General features: G+C 43.6%; 14 protein-coding genes. All 14 read right to left on the bottom strand.

The features are described from left to right. Positions 1-29: 29 nt before the first annotated feature. Positions 30-905 carry a PP2C family protein-serine/threonine phosphatase gene (locus ACLTL4_RS02300; protein ID WP_412291244.1) on the bottom strand — a complete coding sequence of 292 codons (876 nt, stop codon included), beginning with the start codon at positions 903-905 and terminating at the stop codon, positions 30-32. Between the two features lie 21 nt (positions 906-926). Further along, a complete protein-coding gene (locus ACLTL4_RS02305; protein ID WP_412291245.1) occupies positions 927-2,072 on the bottom strand; it encodes an FHA domain-containing protein in 1,146 nt (381 codons plus the stop codon). Between the two features lie 95 nt (positions 2,073-2,167). Continuing rightward, positions 2,168-2,758 (bottom strand): hypothetical protein, encoded by a 591-nt coding sequence (locus tag ACLTL4_RS02310; RefSeq protein WP_412291246.1) that lies wholly within the window; start codon positions 2,756-2,758, stop codon positions 2,168-2,170. Next, on the bottom strand, positions 2,743-3,372 hold the full coding sequence (locus tag ACLTL4_RS02315) for an FHA domain-containing protein (protein WP_412291247.1): 630 nt from the start codon (positions 3,370-3,372) through the stop codon (positions 2,743-2,745). The genes ACLTL4_RS02310 and ACLTL4_RS02315 overlap by 16 nt, the downstream gene beginning before the upstream one ends. A 26-nt stretch (positions 3,373-3,398) precedes the next feature. Further along, a complete protein-coding gene (locus tag ACLTL4_RS02320) occupies positions 3,399-4,097 on the bottom strand; it encodes a PP2C family protein-serine/threonine phosphatase (RefSeq protein WP_173897817.1) in 699 nt (232 codons plus the stop codon). Between the two features lie 233 nt (positions 4,098-4,330). Further along, positions 4,331-5,500, bottom strand: coding sequence for a tyrosine-type recombinase/integrase (locus tag ACLTL4_RS02325; RefSeq protein ID WP_412291248.1), 1,170 nt, complete (start codon positions 5,498-5,500; stop codon positions 4,331-4,333). Positions 5,501-6,418: 918 nt separating this feature from the next. After that, the gene (locus ACLTL4_RS02330; protein ID WP_412291249.1) at positions 6,419-7,999 is read right to left on the bottom strand and encodes a glucose-6-phosphate isomerase; all 1,581 of its coding nucleotides are present in this window, start codon (positions 7,997-7,999) and stop codon (positions 6,419-6,421) included. A gap of 160 nt (positions 8,000-8,159) precedes the next feature. Next, on the bottom strand, positions 8,160-8,837 hold the full coding sequence (locus ACLTL4_RS02335; protein ID WP_412291250.1) for a hypothetical protein: 678 nt from the start codon (positions 8,835-8,837) through the stop codon (positions 8,160-8,162). A gap of 9 nt (positions 8,838-8,846) precedes the next feature. Further along, positions 8,847-9,968, bottom strand: a complete 1,122-nt coding sequence (locus ACLTL4_RS02340; RefSeq protein ID WP_412291251.1) for a hypothetical protein — start codon at positions 9,966-9,968, stop codon at positions 8,847-8,849. Positions 9,969-10,041: 73 nt separating this feature from the next. After that, positions 10,042-13,317, bottom strand: a complete 3,276-nt coding sequence (locus tag ACLTL4_RS02345) for a YDG domain-containing protein (RefSeq protein WP_412320184.1) — start codon at positions 13,315-13,317, stop codon at positions 10,042-10,044. Between the two features lie 21 nt (positions 13,318-13,338). Continuing rightward, positions 13,339-15,423, bottom strand: a complete 2,085-nt coding sequence (locus tag ACLTL4_RS02350; RefSeq protein WP_412291253.1) for a hypothetical protein — start codon at positions 15,421-15,423, stop codon at positions 13,339-13,341. Positions 15,424-15,803: 380 nt separating this feature from the next. Then, positions 15,804-17,195 (bottom strand): sodium-dependent transporter, encoded by a 1,392-nt coding sequence (locus tag ACLTL4_RS02355; protein WP_022118193.1) that lies wholly within the window; start codon positions 17,193-17,195, stop codon positions 15,804-15,806. A gap of 64 nt (positions 17,196-17,259) precedes the next feature. After that, positions 17,260-17,610: a PqqD family protein gene (locus ACLTL4_RS02360; RefSeq protein WP_022118192.1), complete on the bottom strand. Its 351-nt coding sequence runs from the start codon at positions 17,608-17,610 to the stop codon at positions 17,260-17,262. Continuing rightward, positions 17,607-19,505, bottom strand: a complete 1,899-nt coding sequence (locus ACLTL4_RS02365) for an OPT family oligopeptide transporter (RefSeq protein WP_412291254.1) — start codon at positions 19,503-19,505, stop codon at positions 17,607-17,609. The genes ACLTL4_RS02360 and ACLTL4_RS02365 overlap by 4 nt, the downstream gene beginning before the upstream one ends. Between the last annotated feature and the right edge of the window lie 120 nt (positions 19,506-19,625).

Here is a 19,625-nt window from a genome sequence, read left to right on the forward strand (position 1 = left end):
TGTGCTCCCATTTGTTTTTTCTTTTTATTTTAATGATGTTTTTTTATATCAACTTCTTCGTAGTGGAGCAACACCACGGAAGTGTTATCCTGTGAATGTGAATTTGCATGTGTTGCTGCCTCTACCAGAGCTTCTGCCTTCTGAGCCGGTCTGACTTCGTCTGCCAAAATGATCTTTTTTATCTGAGCATCCGGAAGTGTCTTGGTTATGCCATCACTGCAAAGCATGATCATATCGCCGTACTGCATGGTAAACGGCTCTGTATTGATGTCCATCAAAGAGACATTTCCCATGCCGAGATAACTGATCAGTGCTTCTTTGTGACGCTGTGCCATCGCTTCTTCCATTGTCATCTGACCGGCTGCCACTTTTTCCTGCAGTCTGAGCCAGTAGTTGTGGTCACGCGTCACCTGCTGCATCTGATGATTGCGGATGATATAGATACGACTGTCGCCCACGGATGCCCAGTATAATTTATTGTCTTCTACAATACATGCCACCATCGTTGTTCCGGATCCTCTTCCGTTTTCCTTCGGGAAAGCACTGACTACCTGATCGATCGCATAGATTCCCTGCTGAAAAAATGCCGGTATATTGACCTGTGGTGCTTTTTCGATATTTTTAAATCCCTGCACCATCATCTGGATTGCAGTGCGGCTCGCTTTGCCTCCGTCTGCCATTCCTCCCATTCCGTCACATACAACTGCCAGAAGTCGGATTTTTTTATTTGCAGACAGGACTTTGCTTTCACTGACATACAGTGCATCCTGCTGATAATTTCGGTTTCCGACGGAACTTCGTGCCAGTGTGGTCATCTGCGGAACCGTGCGGATCACCGGTCTGCTCTGCACCGGCTGCGGTATCGGCTCCGGCTGCACTGCTTTTTTTCTTTTTATTCCAAACATCGTCTGTTTCCACCCCCTCTTCTATTTGCCTTCTTCCGAAACAACATCCTGTGTTTCCAGCTGCTGTTTTGGAAGATGGAATACAAACTTTTCTCTTCCTGCCGTGATCACATCGCCATCCAGAAGCATTCTCCGGTTCGTGATCTTGACGCCATTTACAAAGGTTCCGTTTGTTGATTCAAGATCGACGATGTAGCAGCCCATTTTGTTGACTTCTATAACAAAGTGCTGTTTGGATAAACGGTCATCGTCAAAGAAAATGTTGCAGATATCGGAACGTCCTACAAACAGGCTTCCTTCTACATTCCATTCTACGTCTTTGATCATTCCGGCACGGTCGGTGATCGTCAGGCGGATCTTTTTGGTATCTGCTTTTTCCAGGTCATCCGGAACAACGCCGACAACTTCTGTTTTCTTTCTGCGGATCACAATCACGATGATCACACCGATGATCAGCACCAGAACGATCAGTCCGATCCACCAGTAAGATTTGATCGTGTTCTGAAATTCCACTTTTTTTGCATCCAGACCGGTCGTGATCTTAAACTCTGCGGTGACATCCATCTCATTCTGATCCTGTGATTTATCACGGATGTTTGTCAGATGCAGCGTATAGCTGTCATTGTAAAGTTCCTCGCCGGTTGTCAGTGTGACTGTGATCTGATTGCCGGATACTGCGGTATTGATGGATTCGATCGACCATACTTTGCCCTCTCCGTTGTCAGAAACAGTCTGGATCATATAGTTGGCTGCCTCATTGGCATCCATGTTGTTGACACCGTTCTGATCCTGGATGGAAAATTTGATGGAATTGCTGCTCACTTCTTCGACATCACCAACGAGTGCCGGAGCGTCACTGTCTTTGTCATACGCAGAATAATCCACATAAATTTTTCCAACAGCGGAATTATTCACCGTCAGTGCCAGTTTTCCACGGCCTGCTGTCTGATTGGTGGAAGCGGTCAGATTGACTACATAAGTTTCTTTCTGCCATAACGTAGTCAGTGTGTTAAATGCGGCATCTACGCTTTCCGGTGTGGCCTCCACGCTGCAGTCATAATAGTAACCGCGGCTGTTTTTCTCTTCCAGGATCTGATTTCTTGTATAGGAAATCTTCTCATCGGATCCTGCGGAGCTTCCGGATTTTGGCGGTTTCCGGTTGAGCATGATTCCATATACCGGAATGGATGCTTCTTTTACGGTCTTTGCTGTGGAAACGTTATCGATATCTTTTCCCTGAAAATCGTCCTCACCATCTGTGATCAGCAGAAGAACGGTTCTTTTTCCGGTGATGCCTGTTCTTTGAGGATCTGATTGATCGAACGGTACAAAACGGTTTTGATATTCGCCGATTTCAGATACGGAATTTTTTCTATTTTTTTGCAGTCGCTTTTCTGTTCTTTTTTCTCTTTGTCTTTGCCTTGTACCTTTCTGGCAAAAACCTGTGTTTTTTCGCCGCCGGCATTGTCCGTTCCAACGGTGCAAAGTGTCATCTCATCGCCTTTTTTCAGCGATTTTCTCAGATTTTTCAGCTGTTCTTTTGCTTCTGCAAACTGTGTTTCATTTACAGAACCAGAATTATCCATCAAAATGATATAATTCATCTTTTCGCCGCTTTTTTGAAAGGTAGTGATATCGCCATTCTGCGTAAGTTCGATATCACCGATCTTGCCGGTTACCGCTGCATCTTTTTTCATCTTTGAACCGGTTACATAGGCTTTCATGTTTGGTGCTTTACCGATGGCCTGTTCTGCCACATACGGTGTCCCTATAGCAGCTGCCTGTACCATACCGGAGCCTGCCAGCACCGCCAGCATAAATGCTGCAAGAATTCCTGTTATTCGTTTTCCCATTTTCTCTTCCCCCTGCTGAATGGTATAAATATAAAACTCGTATCTCCGATCGTGATCTTGTCTTCCTGTTCCAGTTCCTCAGTAGATTCCAGAAGCTCATCGTTCAGATAAACCAGATTTCCTGATTCTGCTGCCACATAAAAAGAATCGCTTTTCGGATCGTAGATCACGGAACAATGCTTTTCCCGCGAAATCTTTTTGTCATCCACCATCACCACATCCATCGACGGACTTCTGCCGACAAAATTTTTGCCCGCATGCAGACGATAATCTTTTCCACGCTCATTTCCTGTCATGCAGACAAGCCATCCTGTCACCGGCTGCTGTCTGGTATCTCCGAAAAACCCAAAGGAAATTGTCTTATCATCGTCCTCTCCGCTCGCCATGCTGCCCGGTATCGCTGTTCCGGTGATCGGATTTCCCACTGAATTGCCGATAATGGCTCCCAGCTCATCTCCCAGCGATAAACCGACATCCGCAATCGATATCGTGCGGTCATCTTCTTCCACATCCTGAATACCGATTCCAAGCTTTTCACTTTCCAGCTTACAGTGCGGACATACCTTGTTGGTACTTGTGTCGTACCAGTGCCCTTTGCTACATCGTCTTATCATTTTTTCTTTCCTTTCAGGCGATCGTTTTATCTTACAAACACTGCAATCGCCGAATAATTATCCATGTTTGTGCCTGTTCCGTTTTTCAGCACAATCTCTTCCATTTTTCCAAGCCAGTCCTGCGGATCCGCTGCCTTTTTCAAAAGTTTGCACATCTGTTTTTCATCAATCAGCTCCCAGAATCCGTCGCTGCATAATAAAAAGCTGCTGCGGTTTGTCAGTTTTATATCATCGACCACCTGATATTTAGGACTGTCCCATTCCGTTCCCATCACACGTAGCAGACGGCTTCGGTCTTCGTGGTGCCTGATGTCTTTCTCTTTGATATCCCCTCGATTTACCAGCATCTGCGGAACACTGTGATCCTGACTTCTCTGCACGTACTTTGCTTTTTCAAAATGGTAGATCCTGGAATCTCCGACGTGTGCAAATCTTGCTTTATTTCCTGACAGCTCAAGGCAGGTCACGGTCGTCTTCATGGAATTTTCCGCATGCTCTTCCTTCTGCTTCTCCAGGAGCTTTTCCTGTGCTTCCATAATGCTCTCTTCGACACTCATTTCCTTTTCCAGGGCTTCTTTTATGGTTTCCGTCACAAATCTGGATGCCACATCCCCATTTCCATGTCCGCCCAGACCGTCACACAAGATAAAATCCTGACGATCCGAGCTGATAAGAATGTCCAGAAAATCTTCGTTGGCTTTTCGCTCCCCGGAACTTGTCAGCATGCCATAGGTAATATTGAATTTTTCCGTTGTTATCTCCTCCCTTATTTGCAGAAAATTATGAAAAAATTATACTTCTTTATTTTTTCAACCTATTTATTTCATATTTTCAGAACATTTAAGTGTTAAAATAAATTTTAATTTAATCCTGATTATAATCTGCACAGCATCATATTCCTGATTATTTTTTCGCAGAGTATCCTACTCTGCGAAAGTATAGAAAATATTCAGTTTTTCTAGTAATCCTGGGCATTCTGACGGCTTGAGCTGACGGCGAAAGAACAGGTTAAACGCTGCATATTCTGTCGTTTTAGTTCCATTGTCGGATGTACATAACGATTCATTGTAATGTTTACACTGGAATGTCCGAGAATTTCACTCAAACTTTTTATATCAAATCTGGCTTCAACACATCGTGTCGCAAATGTATGTCTAAGTGTATGAAAATTTGTTTCTTTAATTCCAGTTTCTTTCAATATACGTTTAAAATGATTCTGTAGCGTTCTTGGTTCGATACAGTAATCTTCCTGACAAGTAAGCATATATCCTTGTTTTTCGTGAATGGTATTTTTCAAAAGATTAACAATATCTTCTGGAATCGGAATTACTCGAATGGAACAAGGGCTTTTGGGTGTTGTGAGCATTAATTTTGTACGTTGTTTTGTTGCATTTTCGACCTGCAGTCGCTGCATGGTCTGATGTACATAAATGGTATTTTCGATAAAAGAAATATCTTTCCATTGCAATGCACAGATTTCTCCGATTCTCAATCCTGTATAAAGACACAATAGAATTCCTATATTTTTAAGGGAAAGATGGGTACATAAATATTGACATAATTTCTCCTGTTCATGAATGCTGAAAATGCGAAATTCTCTGGCATTTTGTTTGATTATAATCTCTCTTGCATCACACGGTACATCCACTCCTTTTGCCTTTGCATAGCGAAACATATTTCTGACCAGCGACAGGACATCGGCAACTGTTTTTGCAGATAATCCCTGATGATTTTGCCCACCATTTTGAAGTAACTCTGAAAAAAATGAATTCAGACACTCTATGGTTAAATTATTGATCGGATAATTTCCAATTTCAGGAATTATGTAGGACTGGATCATATTTCTATATTTGATATAAGTAGAATCTTTTATTTGACATCTAATATCGGTTAACCACTCATTTGTTATATCTTGTAACAAAACGATTTCTTCTTTCAATTGTGCTGTCTGAAAATGCCCATTTTGTATATCTCTTTTAAAAGAAATCATTTTATTTTTTACTTCTCGATATGATTTTGCATAGACATATCCATAAATTGCTTTGTTGTTTGAGTCGTATCCTTTAATATATCTTCCTTCCCACCTGCCATCTTTACGCTTATAAATATTTTCTCCTTTTCTTGACATAACCCATAACTCCTTTCTATGACGGATATTTTGACGGCAAATATCCATATAACATAAAAAACAATACTTCTAAAGCAGGATTTTTTGTTTCAATCACGACACATTTTTTCAAATCTCATATTCAAACAAAGTTTTTCAAAGAATTTTTGTATTTATCAGCAAAATTGTTCAAATTTGTTGCCGCATATATTGACATTTTAAGTGACGTTTTGTAAAATTAAGTAGAAGTTTGATATAAAAATCGATAATTATGAAATCGCAGAGTAGGATACTCTACGAAATTTAGTATTAGCATATTGTTCCCACAAAAAAAGATTCCAGAAACATTACATTTCCGGAATCTTCTTTCTTTTCCTAATATCTTTCCTACGTCTTTTCGCAACTTTATCAGTCTTATCTATCAACAATTTAATTGCACGCCGAATTTAATTTTTATTACAATCAATTTACATAAGTTTCTCAAGATAATGCTACATTTTTGCTATTCCTTAACCGTTACTCTTCTGAAGTTCACCTTTTTCGCTCCGGAGTCCTCTTTCACCAATGCCCTCAGATCTATTAAACCCACCCTGTTTTTATCAAAATCTTCTGGCAGACAGATATCTGTTCCGGATCACGATTGTAATATTCCTAAACTAATTATAGAATCCTGAAAAATCTGTCGCAACAGAACAAAGCATGCATCAAGGCACATTCTCGCACCTGCGGCGGTCGCTGACGCTATCTGCCTTATACACCGCAGTGCACATCCCTGTAAATCAAAAAAATCCCGCCGCACATCTCCTGTACAACGGGATTTCTTTTTTATATCATGCCTTTATATTATACTGTCAAATTCGCCATGTTCAAGCATGCCTCTGGCATTCTTGCTGCGAGATGCATCTCCTGCATCGCATGGCAAAATCTTCTTCTCTGAGACTAAATATTCATCAGATCACTGAGTACTTTCAGTGCTCCGTCTGTCTCGTGGGCCAATACGCGTTTTGCCAGTACTTTACCGAGCTGTACTCCTTCCTGGTCGAAGCTGTTTACGTTCCATACGAAGCCCTGGAACATGACTTTGTTTTCGAAGTGTGAAAGCAGTGCTCCCAGTGTTTCCGGGTTCAGCTGTTCGCCGATGATGATGCTGGACGGACGGCCGCCTTCGAAGTTTTTGTTGCGGTTTTCGTCTTCTTTTCCGCATGCAAATGCTACGATCTGAGCTGCCACGTTTGCACACAGTTTCTGCTGGCTTGTGCTGCCCTGGATCACTACGTCTGTGTTCATCTGGTTATTCTTGAAGCCTACGAACTGCAGTGGGATGATGTCTGTTCCCTGATGGAGCAGCTGGTAGAAGGAATGCTGTCCGTTTGTTCCCGGTTCACCAAAGATAACCGGTCCGGTTACATAGTCAAGTCTCTCACCGAAACGGTTTACGCATTTACCGTTGGACTCCATGTCAAGCTGCTGCAGATGTGCCGGGAAGCGGCTCAGTGCCTGTGAGTATGGCAGTACTGCTGTGCTTGGATAGCCCAGTACGTTACGCTCATAAACGCCGATCAGTGCATCCAACATTGCCGGATTCTTTCTGATATCTTTTTCTGTTCCGAGTCTGTCCTCTTCTGCTGCACCGTTTAAAAATCTTTCAAATACTTCCGGTCCGAATGCCAGGGATAATACGGCTCCGCCTACTGCGGATGTGGATGAATAACGTCCGCCGATGTAATCATCCATAAAGAATGCTGCCAGATAGTCGTCGCTCTTTGCCAGTGGAGATGTCTCGCTGGTTACTGCGATCATATGTTTGGAAGCATCCAGTCCTGCATTTTTCAGGGCATCTTTTACGAAGGACTCGTTGGTCAGTGTCTCCAGTGTTGTACCGGATTTGGAAACCAGGATAAAGATAGAATGTGCTACGTCGATACCATACAGAACTGCTGCTGCATCATCCGGGTCTACATTGCTGATGAATTTTGCTTCCATCTTGAAGGTATCGTTTTTCTTTGCCCAGTTTTCCAGTGCCAGATACATTGCACGAGGTCCGAGGTCACTGCCGCCGATACCGATCTGAACAACGGTTGTAAATTTCTCACCTGCTGCATTTGTGATCTCTCCGGCATGTACTTTGTTTGCAAAATCTGCGATCTTCTGCTGCTGTTCTTTATAGAAAGCACGTTTGTCTGTGCCGTCAGCGTTTACAGCCTCACCGAGCTGACCGCGTGTCAGGTGATGAAGAACCATTCTCTTCTCTCCGGTGTTAATAACTTCACCATTGTAAAGTGCTTCGAATTTTTCAGTCAGCTGTGCTTCATCTGCCAGTTTCTGCAGATCTTCCAGCAGTTTGTCATCTACCTGCTTTGCAGCATAATTATACGCAAGGCCTTCTGCCATCGGTGTGCTGTATGTTTTCACACGTTCTGCACCGTTTTCTCCAGACATTGCCTCTGTGATATTTACACGCTCTGCCTTTGAAAGATTTTTAAATGCTTCCAGTGTATCCAGGTTGTTCCAGGTAATCATAGTAGATTCCTCCTTAAATGTATAAAATAGTATAAGCGGGTGTGTGATAAAGTTTACTTCTCTAAATCACTGATGATTATAATAGCAAACCTGCATAAATTCAAGCATCAATCGCATCTCCATGGTTTTTTACACCGTAAGAATTGTTTTTTACCACCATTTAATCTCCTGCCGTTTCATTAAATTTACTAAACAGTTGGAGATACATTGCCATTTTATCCACTGCATCCACAGATACACCCGTTTCGGTATCAATTTCGAAATAGCATTTCTCCCCAATATAACCCTTGAGATCTGCTTTTCCGCTGCCGATCTGATTGCCCTCGTAATCGTAAAGTTCCTCTCCGCGTTCTTCTGCCAGATAATCTTTGGGATTTCCGTCTGCATCCATAAATACGAGATAATATTCACGTTCCAGATTTTCGTTCTCGAACAACCGCTTCTGTGCATAGCCAAGGCACTGATTGTTTTCATCATAATAACCATAGGTTGTCCCGGCAATCACGCCATCGATGTTATTGATCGGCTCATCAGTCACAAATTTCATCCAGAACCAGGTTTTTCCATCGACCGATACCGTCCATTTCGTATTGAGAATACCTGTTTCTTTTAACCGCCCGGCTATTTTCCCGTCCGCAAGGATATTCCCCTCCTGGTTGACCTCATCCAGATCTCCTTCTACCAGAAATGTCCGGCACTGACTCATTGCCTGCTTTGCTTCCTCTGCAGATGCATAGGACTCGACATTAGATTTTCTGCATCCCAAAAGAACACTTGCCAGAATACACCACATCACTGCGATATACACCGCTTTTCTTATCTTTGCTTTTTCTTTCATTCACACCTCCTAACTGCGATCCCGTGCAAGTTCGCGTGCCACCATCACCGCCATTGCCGCAAGCAGCGGAAGATATTTTTCTTCATATGCAATGATCACTGCATTGTCAAAAACGATATTTTCCATTTTCAGATCCAGGTTGTCCAGGATCGTCCCCAGCGTTTTGCCATTTAAGGTCACGCAGAAATTATGGCCGATCGAACCGGCATATTCGGTCAGTTCCAGTTTTCCTTCTTTGACCTTCATCTCAAATTTATCTTTGACCAGCACAAATTTCTTCTCCAGCGTGCCGTAAAGCTCCCCCCGGTAATAAAACTGGTAGGTCGGCAGTACACTTACGATCTTCTTGGTCATTTTAAAGATCTCGTTATGCTGATCGTCATAAACAGAAAGTGTACGCAGCGGAGCCGTTCCTTCGATTTCGAAAACACGGTTTCCTTCGTTGTCACAGAGATCAAAATGCTGACCGGTCAGTTTAAAATCCTCCGTAAAAGTATAGACTTCCGATGGGCGGGACTGCGGAATTTCCAAAACCTGTTTTGTTTTCACAAAATGCTCCAGGCTCTCCCTCAGTTGCTTCTGCATCAGAAGCACATCCGACTGATAGCAGACATATTTTGCTGTATTATCGCCAAAATCCTCTTCTGCCGGAAATACCGGATCGTTATATTTTCCTTTTATCATGCTGGTCATGAACGAATAGCCAAGATAACCGATATTCCCGTCTTTTGAAAGCCAGAAATAGAGATAATCGCCGTTTTTGTCCGGCCCGAACATCAGAGCCGGCTGTCTCATCGTGTAAAACTGAACAAGATAAGCAGAGCCAAGCGGCGTGCGGACATCTTTGTAGGCCTCATAAAATTCTTCGATCTTTCTCGGACAATCCATGGCGATCATACTGCAAATATCTGTTGAACCATTGTAATCATCCGGCGATGCCAGCATCCAGATCGCAACACCGATGATCAGTACAACCGTTGCCACACTGAGCGGAATCTTATTCCAGTTGCCTTTTGATGCGATCCAGACGGCAAGTGCACAAACGATCACACTGATCATACGGTACTTCCACATACGTGCTCTAAGTGGAGCGGAAAGTTTCTGTTTTTCTGTATTTTCTGCTCCCTGCATAGTTTTCATCCTTTCCGGGCATTTGCGAGTGCCAAAACCACCTTTGACACTCACTGCCCCGGTATTTTTTATCTTATGCTTTTTTAGATTTTACCTTAATCGCCTGTACTTTTTCTTTTTTTGTGACTCCGCGTGCTTTCAGCATCTTCCTGTAAGCAGAGAGTTTTTTCTTCGGCACTTTGATGACTGTTTTCGCATGGATGCCGAAAAATGCCTTGCTTCCCACTCTTTTCTTTGTCAGCTTTGTCGTTTTGACCGTGATATTTTTCAGGTTCTTGCAGCCATAAAATGCCTGCTTACCGATCTTCTCTATACTGGACGGTATGACCACTTTTCTAATCTTTTTATTCTTTTTAAATGCATTCGCTGCAATCTCTGTGACTTTATAAGTAACATGGTTTACGGTAATGTTGTCCGGTATGTTTACCGTTCCTTTGACACCCTTTTTCGGTTTCAGATATGCCACTGTAAATGTCTTTCCGTCCGCACAGGTTACTTTATACTGATTATTGTCCGGTCCTATGAACTTTGTTCCTTTTTTCAGATATTCTGGTTTCGATGGCTTCTGTATCGGCTCAGAAGTTCCCGGTTTTGTGCCTGGATCTGACGGTTTTTGTGGTGTCTCCGGTGTTTCCGTTGTCTCCGGTGTCTCGATCGTCACTGCTTTTGTCAGAGGGATTTCTGTAACTGGCTGTGCCAGCCTGTAATTTGCTTTGTCTTTTCCGGCAAGCGTCAGTTCCGGTAATGTTACCGAAGTATATTCTCCTGCTTTTTTATCTTTTAACGTTCCATGCAGATCCGTCAGATCTACGCTCACTTCATCGCCTTCCAGCATACCGCTTAGCAGTACTTCCGTGATGGCAACCTGATTTGTTCCATCATATTTCCTGTTTCTGGCGATCGCCTTTGTTACCGTAAGTTCTTTTGCATTTACTTTGATCGCTGTGCTGCCTTCTGCATTTGCATATGCCTCATCAGATGGCATAAAGATCCATTCTGCACTTGTCACGGATGTATCCGGTCTTTGTGTGCCGTCTTTCCATACAAGCGTTCCTTCCACTGTATTTCCTTCTTCGTCCACAAATTCTGCTTCCGAAAACTCCAGTGCCGACAAAAGACCACCGTAAGTAAGCGTATCTTTTTTCAGGGTTACTTCTGTTCCTTCCTGTAATCTGACCGGTATCTGGTCATTACATTCCAGATTGAAGGTGATCACAAAGTCCTCATAGTTCTCAGTCGTAACTTTGATCTGGATCTTTCCTTTCCTGTCCAGTGCCCCCTGCTTCACTGTATAAGATAATATATCATCTGCTATACTCGGTTCTGTGATATATTCCATGTTTCCGGTCATCTCCGGTGCAGCATACTGTGCATTCCCGCAGTCCACCGGGAGGATTTCCCTGAGACTGATCCGCTCTTCCTGATCCTTTAAATATAAGTAACTTTTATTCTGTTCTTCGATCTGAAGCCCACTGCTTTTTGCCACATTCACCACTTTTGTCAGAGGAATTTCGTCTGTCGGCTGCACAAGAATATAATTCTCCTTGTCTTTTCCGGTTAATCTCAGCTCTGGCAAAGTTACCGAAGTATAATTTCCCGCTTTTACATCTTTCAAAGTCCCACGGATCGTTCCGATGTCTGCCGAAACTTCATCTCCTTCTTCAATGCCCTCAAGAACAATATCACTGAAGCTGACATACGCGGTTCCGTCATATACTTTATCATCTGCCGTTGCCGCTAAGACTTTCAGTTCTTTTGGCTCTACCGTGATCGCTGTGCTGCCTTCTGTGTTTGCATATGCCACATCATCCGGTGTAAAGATCCATTCTGCACTTGTCACGGATGTATCCGGTCTTTGTGTTCCGTCTTTCCATGCAAGCGTTCCGGGAATCTGCGTATCCGTTCCCTGCTCAACAAAGACTGCTTTTTCTTTCCCTTCCAGATTCAGCTGCAGATTGGATAATGTTTCTCCGTAAGTAAGTTTCCGATCCTGTAAAACTTTTATTTCACTGCCTGCTTTCAGAACAACCTTTTTCTGATCTGTCAGTGTGACCGTTAAGTCATAAGAAACATCCTTGTAATTTTTCATTGTTACCCTTACATGAATTGTGCCTGTTTTTCCTATCATGCTCCTGTCTGTAAAATCTTTCACTTTATAATTTAACTGTCCATTCCGCGTAATCTCATAATCATCAAAAATCTGCTCATCCCCTGCTGCAGAATAGGAATAATAATCTTCCTTTTTGTCCGCCGGGAGTTTTGCCCGCAGATCCACAAATACCGTGCCAGAACCCTTGGTATAAATATAACTTGCCGATTCATGAAATGCAGTCTGCTGCGGAGTCTTTTTCTCAACATGAACTTCTACACCTTTTATTACATAATAAGGATAATTTCCATCTTTCGGTGTAAAAACAAGATCGCATATCAATCTTTTTCCAAGTTCCGGTATCACTTCCAGATTTTCTTTCTCCGTAAAACTCCAGGTTCCTTCCAGCAGCGTACTTTCTCCGTTTCCGGTATCTGCCCTGATCACGCCCGGAATTAAGGTATACTCCTGCAAAGTCTGTTCTACATTTCCGGAAATCTGCGGAAGTGTCTCACAGCTCATACCTGTATTTCGAACCTCCACATTTTTCAGATCACTCTGAGTAAGTACTTCTTTTCTGCTCAGAAAGCGTCCATCTTTCGTACTGTAGAACGCATAACCCTGCGGAAGCATATTTTCTGCACTGCCTGAATATAATACGATGTTCTGAAAATTTCCGCCGGTCATTTCTATACTGTTTTGATAACTGTCCCAATAGCCGATCTGTCTGAAATCACCGCTTTCTATTCTCAGTTTCCCGCTCCTCTGTGCTATTACAATATCAAAGGTTCCGTTTTTTACCGTAACCTCTGCTCCGTCTATGTAGATCCGGTCAACACTTTTCGCTGTCAGAGATTTTTGATTTAAATCCAGAGTGATTTTTCCACTTTTCAGAGTCGGAAGACTTCCCGTATTTTCCATTGACTGCATAAAGGTAATCTCTGCTTCTTTGCCATTTGCGTATTGTAACGCTTCTTTCAGTGTATCTACATAAGTTTCTACTCCATTTACGGTGATCCGAACATAACCCTGGAAATCCGGATTTTTCTTATGGCACCACACGCAGTACTGCACATCCTGCTCATAATCATGTTTCTTACACGCCTCGACATGCACATTCGTACAGCTTGTCTCGGCATATGGCTGTTTCTCATTCGTCTCATTATCCACCAGACAAAGCTCTTCTCCAAGTTCTGCCCATTCTTTTGAAACCCGATCGAATTTTCCACCGCTCACCTTAATTTTCGCACCGTTATACACAAAATAGCTGTTCGACTGATTTTAATAAATTCCGCCGGCAAACTCTATATTTTTACTTCTTACTAGCAACGTACCGTAAAATACACCCGTCTGCGTTTCACTGCTGTCTGTAATTTTAAGAGAAGCATCCTGATTCAGAGTGGTCCTCTTTAAATTTTGCAGACGATATCCATTCAGATCCAGAATCAGATTTCCACTGTTTACCTCCACTTCCCGTACCGATTCAATATTCTTCAACAGCTTCATCTGTGCTGTTTTTCCCTCTGTATCACGAAATGCTTCTGTCAAAGTAACATATGGTTCGGAATGTCCATCCATAGTTACCTCAATTTCTCCGTCCGAAATTTTATATAACAGATAATCCGATTCTGATTTATATTTTTCACGGAAAGTCATTTCTACTTTTACATAGTAATCGCCTTTATCAGCTGGCGCTCCGCCTTCGGTAAGTGCACCGGCATTTTCTGCATTTGTCAGCACGCTGCCGCGATCTTTATAATAAGTGGTTTTTACGGATGTCGGTGTTTCCTCGCAGCTCCAGGTGATTTTTCTTCCTTTTTCAAAGGACAGTTCCCGTGGATTTCCGGTATAAGCATAATCTATGCTTTTGCTGCCTGCGATTTTTTCCATCTGGATTTCGGCATCGAAGTTGATCTGATAGGAAAAGATTTCTGAAGTTTCCTGATAAAAATCTTCCACTTCCAGAGCCGTCACTTTTACATAATATTGTCCCGGCAGTGCCGGTGCTCCGCCTTTTTTAGCAGCTCCGCTGTTTTCCGCCGTGGTCGGTATCTGTGCCTTTTCATCCAGATAATAGCCGACCTCTATTGCTCCGTCCCCTTTCCAGTTAAAAACCTCGTTTTTTTTCAGAGACAGTGGCTTTGTTTCAGACAGATTATCGCTTGTCCGCTCAATCTGGGTACCGGATACCAGTGAAATCTCATTTTTTGCCATACTTCCCGGATGATTGCTGTAAGTATCGTTTTCCTCCAGATAATAAACCTTTCCATGTGTGCCATCCATTACAGGATAAGCATCCGGATTTTCTTCAAGATTCTGGAACCACTTTGCCTGTGAAGCCAGAGAATTATCCTTTCCATTTAACACCCAGGTCGCCTTTCCGGATGCAAACTCTGCGGTTGTCATACCTTCTGAATCTTTGACACTTCCATTTTGATTTTTATTATAAACCTGTCCCTTAAAACGATCGGTATTAAAAACACAGTTCTGAATTGTGTCACCCTTGTCCAGACTCCCTACAATTCCACCTGTTATACTTCCTGTCATGACTGCATCGCTCCAGCAGGAGATGATATCACAGGCTTCTTGATTCTTATAGCCTTGATAAGCAACTATACCGCCGGCATAATATCCATCTGCTGTTCCGGTATTATAACAATACTTGATATAGGTTCTTACATATTGTTTTGAGCTGTTCATATCACAGACCTGCTCCCCGGCGATACCTCCGCTGCGTCCCCAGCCCCACGTTGCCTTTACCGATCCGCTGTTTTTGCATGATTCGATCCAGCCCTGCGAACTTCCTACAATGCCGCCTGCGTAATCATGTGCGGTTACTTTTCCGCTGTTCCAGCAGTTGATCACTTTTCCAAGATTGCTTTTTGCTGCAACTGCTCCGGCCGTACTCGTTGACGATGTGAACACGCCATCTTCCATGCCAAGATTTTTGACAACGCTGTTCTCCTTCAGCTGTGCAAACAAGCCTGATACCTGTTTATCCCCTGTCCGCTCGCAGACCAGCTTGCTGATCTTATGTCCGTTTCCGTCAAAGATTCCTGTATAACCGTCATTTGTATCTCCGATCGGTGTCCAGTCTTCACCTGTCATATCAATGTCTGCCGTCAGCACTGCATTGACAGCGTTCTCTCCGGCATTGACCTTTGCCGCAAATGCCTGCAGATCTTCTTTATCTGCGATCGCATAATATCCTGCATAATCTCCGTTTAAATGAAAATTACTCTGGTTCTCTTCAGTAACCTGTACTAGTCCTGCTGCATTTGCCTGAATACTTACCAGACCACCAAAATCCATTGCGGTAAATACAAGTGCAAATGCAAGTAATCCTGCTGCAATTCGTTTTCTCATATCTTCCCTCCTGTTTTCTTTTTTTAATTTTTCATTCCTGTCTGATTCCTGCAAATTGCTCCGTTGAAAAATAACTTTCGCAATTCTATGATGCCAGGGTCAAAAGGTCTAAATCCACATGAGCTTGCTCATAGGTGGATGAAAGACCTTGGGACCCGCCCCGATATGAGCATAAAAGTGGGATGATAATCCCACGATATGCGAATACTGGGGAGGATTGTGGGAGTGCAACGCACGGAACAATCCGTAGGCATCATAGTTGGGGACTTTTGACACCCACATCATTCTATAACCATTATATAAAATTAAAAAAGCATTGTACACTAGCCAAACGGCCAGTTTTACAATGCTTAATCGAGTTTTTTCAAAGTTTTCTGTTTTTACATCGAAATCCATCCCAGTACATTTGCAATGGAGCTGAGAAGGATAATGATAACGCAGGCGGATGCCAGATATTTCAGGAAGAAATGATATAATTTCTTGCGTTTAAAATCAGATGACTGTTCAATCTCCGCATCCATTCTTTTAAATCCGACGACTTTCAGAATCAGAATGCAGGTAGCAAGTGCTGCGATCGGCATCATGACCGAGTTGGTCAGGAAGTCAAAGAAATCCAAAAACTGCATACCAAGGATCTTCACAGAGTCCCAGATACCATATCCAAAAGAGGATGCCGTTCCGATCACCAGCATCACGACAACCATCAGCAGACAGCATTTTCCACGGCTCCAGTGAAGCTCATCGTTCAGGGTGGAAACGCTGGTCTCAAGAAGTGAGATTGCACTGGTCAGTGCCGCAAACAGAAACATCAGGAAGAATGCGATGCCGACAATCGTGCCAACTCCCATACTCGCAAATACTTTCGGCAGGGTGATGAACGTCAGTGCCGGTCCTGCCTGGAGCGTTTCCATATCTCCGCCGGAGAATGCAAACACTGCCGGAATGATCATCAGACCGGCCAGAAGTGCGACACCGGTATCAAAAATCTCAACCTGCGTGGTGCTTTTTTCGATGTCTACATCTTTCCCGATATAAGATCCATACGTATACAGGATACCCATCGCGATCGACAGGGAATAAAACATCTGCCCCATCGCCGCAACGACCGTCATCCAGGAAAAATTCTCCAGATTCGGGATCAGGAAATATTTGATGCCTTCCACGGCTCCCGGTCTTGTGATGGAATAAACAGCCACACAGGCTGCCAGCAGGATCAGAAGCGGCATCATAACCTTTGAAACACGTTCTACTCCATTTTTTACACCTGCAAGAATGACAATAAATACCAGTGCCGCAAAGATCAGAAACCATATTTCTACTTCCATGGAAGAGGTGATAAAACTGTTGAAATAGCCATCCTGTGCAACAAGGTTTGCATTGCCCCTGATATACTCAAACAGATATTTCAGAACCCAGCCACCGATCACACTGTAATAAGGAACGATCATCATCGGGATGACTGCGTTGATCCAGCCTCCCAGGTGAAACGGCAGGCTCTTTCCGAATTTGTGAAAAGCTCCAACCGGGCTTTTTTTCGTCATACGTCCCAGTGCTGTTTCGGATACGATCATAACATATCCAAAAGTGACCATTAAAATCAGATAGACAAGCAGAAACATACCTCCGCCGTATTTTGCCGCAAGATATGGAAATCGCCAGATGTTTCCAAGTCCAACCGCAGAGCCGGCAACTGCCAGCACATAACCGATGCGACCGGAAAATTTTCCCCGTGCGTGCAAGAGATTTTCTGCATGTTTTTTATTTGTACACATAAAAAGAATCCCCCTGTGGTAAAAAATCCCTTACAGCAGAAACTGCCCGCCGCAAGGGATTTTATTATTTAAAACTTACAAAATGATTGTTCTCAAGAATCTGAAAATACTTTACGATTCGTGGATAAAGGGGTTCTGCCGCTTCACCAAACCGCTCTTTTTCCAGAGCAGCCAGATCCATGACGGTTCTCTCTCCATCGATAAAAGGCCAAAGATAACTTCCATGTACATCTAGATGTATCTTTGTGACTTCCGGGCGGTTAAATACTTTCTGTGCGATCCCGTTAAAAAAACCTTCATTTTTTACTTCCAGTATCACGCGATCCCTGAAGTCTTTGTGCCACTTCAGGCCTTCGGCTTTTACCGGAATCAGATCCAGATAATTTATCTGTTGTTCCTGTTTCTTTTTTTTCATGCTTTTTTCTTTTTCTTAAGAGAGAAGTAAAGCAGGGATGCAATCATCAGCACCATAAGAATGACACCACCGATGTTGCCAAAGTTTACACTCTCTCCGATGCTTGTGTTGATACCAAATACTGCGAAAATTGCCAGCAGGATACCTACCAGACCTTCTCCGGCGATCATACCTGCACAGTACAGTGTTCCGTCTGTGGACTGCTGTTCTTTTGTCTTTTCATCGACATTCTTACGTCCATCCATTACCATACGTACAACACCACCAATCATGATGGTTGCATTCAGGTAGATCGGCAGATACAGACCGATTGCGAACGGCATTACCGGGATACGCAGGATCTCAAGACCCAGTGCCAGGAATACGCCGACAAATACCAGGTTCCATGGCAGGTTTCCGCCCATGATACCTTCTACGATCATCTTCATCAGAGTTGCCTGAGGAGCCGGTACTTCTGCTCCGCCGTAACCCCATGCTGCATTCAGCAGGTAGAGAACACCGCCGATAGCCAGACCGGATGCAAGAACACCGATCAGCTCACCAATCTGCTGTTTTTTCGGTGTAGCACCAAGCAGATAACCGGTCTTCAGATCCTGTGAAGTATCACCTGCGATTGCTGCGATAATACAGATAACAGAACCGATTGCGATTGCTGCTGTCATACCGTCGATACCTGTTTTGCCGCTTCCTTTGATCGCCATAGTTGCGATCAGCAGAGTAGCGATTGCCATACCGGATACCGGGTTATTGGAACTTCCTACCAGACCTACCATACGGGAGGATACCGTTGCGAAGAAGAATCCGAAGATTACGATCAGTGCTGCTCCAAGCAGAGATACCGGAATAGCCGGAACTGCCCAGATGATAACGACCATGGCAACGATTCCGATCAGGATAAACTGCATCGGCAGATCCTGTGCAGTACGTGCAGTACTTGTATTTTTTCCGCCTTTTACGCTCTTCATGGAGTCGCTGAATGTTCTTACGATCAGTGGCAGTGATTTGATCAGAGAGATGATACCGCCTGTTGCGATGGCACCTGCACCGATGTATTTTACGTAAGTACTCCAGATAGCTGCTGCACCGCCGCCTGCATAAAGCTGAGCGATCGTTGTGCCTGCTTCTGCCGGATACAACCAGGTATCAGGTCCGAACAGACAGATCAGCGGGATGATAACCAGCCATCCGAATACAGAACCAACAAACATGTAAGATGCGATCTTTGGTCCTACAATATAACCAACACCAAGCAGTGCCGGGTATACTTCCATACCGATCTCACCTTTGAAAGATTTAAAAGCTGCTGATACGTCTGCCGGGATCACCTTCAGACCATCAACGATAAATTTAAATACTGCTGCAAGTCCCATACCGGAGAATACCGTAGAAGCGTTTGCTCCGCCTTCTTCGCCGGCCAGAAGTACATCTGCACATGCAGTTCCTTCCGGGTAAAGCAGTGTCTGGTGCTCTTTCACGATCAGGGCATTACGAAGCGGTACCATGAAAAGTACACCTAAAACACCACCGCAAAGTGCGATCAGTGTGATCTCGACAAGGCTCGGCATAGAGCAAAGACCCTCTTCTGCCCAGAGGAACAGTGCCGGCATCGTAAAGATCGCTCCTGCTGCAAGTGACTCACCGGCTGAACCGATGGTCTGTACTATGTTACTTTCAAGGATGGAATTCTTACGCATGATAATGCGAATAACACCCATAGATATAACTGCTGCCGGAATAGAAGCAGAAACAGTCATACCAACTCGGAGTCCAAGATATGCATTGGCTGCTCCGAAAATTACTGCGAGCAAAACACCCATAATAATGGAAGTCACAGTAAGCTCCGGCATGACTCTGTCTGCCGGAATGTACGGTTTGAATTCGTCTTTCTTATTCATTTCCTTTTCCTTTCATACTTTTTTCTTTTAACAATCCGAAAACCTTCGTATATCCGCCCTCTTCCATCTCCGGATCATTATTTACCTAAAATAATCCTTATGAATTGCTCCGCTTTCCCT

The sequence above is a fragment of the Hominisplanchenecus sp. genome (assembly GCF_046967715.1).
Lineage (GTDB): Bacteria > Bacillota > Clostridia > Lachnospirales > Lachnospiraceae > Hominisplanchenecus > Hominisplanchenecus faecis.

What these genes read in the sequence shown, in the direction of transcription:
- ACLTL4_RS02300 (WP_412291244.1), bottom strand. Translation starts at nt 905, where the DNA reads ATGTTTGGAATAAAAAGAAAAAAAGCAGTGCAGCCGGAGCCGATACCG.
- ACLTL4_RS02305 (WP_412291245.1), bottom strand. Translation starts at nt 2,072, where the DNA reads ATGCTCAACCGGAAACCGCCAAAATCCGGAAGCTCCGCAGGATCCGAT.
- ACLTL4_RS02310 (WP_412291246.1), bottom strand. Translation starts at nt 2,758, where the DNA reads ATGGGAAAACGAATAACAGGAATTCTTGCAGCATTTATGCTGGCGGTG.
- ACLTL4_RS02315 (WP_412291247.1), bottom strand. Translation starts at nt 3,372, where the DNA reads ATGATAAGACGATGTAGCAAAGGGCACTGGTACGACACAAGTACCAAC.
- ACLTL4_RS02320 (WP_173897817.1), bottom strand. Translation starts at nt 4,097, where the DNA reads ATGCTGACAAGTTCCGGGGAGCGAAAAGCCAACGAAGATTTTCTGGAC.
- ACLTL4_RS02325 (WP_412291248.1), bottom strand. Translation starts at nt 5,500, where the DNA reads ATGTCAAGAAAAGGAGAAAATATTTATAAGCGTAAAGATGGCAGGTGG.
- ACLTL4_RS02330 (WP_412291249.1), bottom strand. Translation starts at nt 7,999, where the DNA reads ATGATTACCTGGAACAACCTGGATACACTGGAAGCATTTAAAAATCTT.
- ACLTL4_RS02335 (WP_412291250.1), bottom strand. Translation starts at nt 8,837, where the DNA reads ATGAAAGAAAAAGCAAAGATAAGAAAAGCGGTGTATATCGCAGTGATG.
- ACLTL4_RS02340 (WP_412291251.1), bottom strand. Translation starts at nt 9,968, where the DNA reads ATGCAGGGAGCAGAAAATACAGAAAAACAGAAACTTTCCGCTCCACTT.
- ACLTL4_RS02350 (WP_412291253.1), bottom strand. Translation starts at nt 15,423, where the DNA reads ATGAGAAAACGAATTGCAGCAGGATTACTTGCATTTGCACTTGTATTT.
- ACLTL4_RS02355 (WP_022118193.1), bottom strand. Translation starts at nt 17,195, where the DNA reads ATGTGTACAAATAAAAAACATGCAGAAAATCTCTTGCACGCACGGGGA.
- ACLTL4_RS02360 (WP_022118192.1), bottom strand. Translation starts at nt 17,610, where the DNA reads ATGAAAAAAAAGAAACAGGAACAACAGATAAATTATCTGGATCTGATT.
- ACLTL4_RS02365 (WP_412291254.1), bottom strand. Translation starts at nt 19,505, where the DNA reads ATGAATAAGAAAGACGAATTCAAACCGTACATTCCGGCAGACAGAGTC.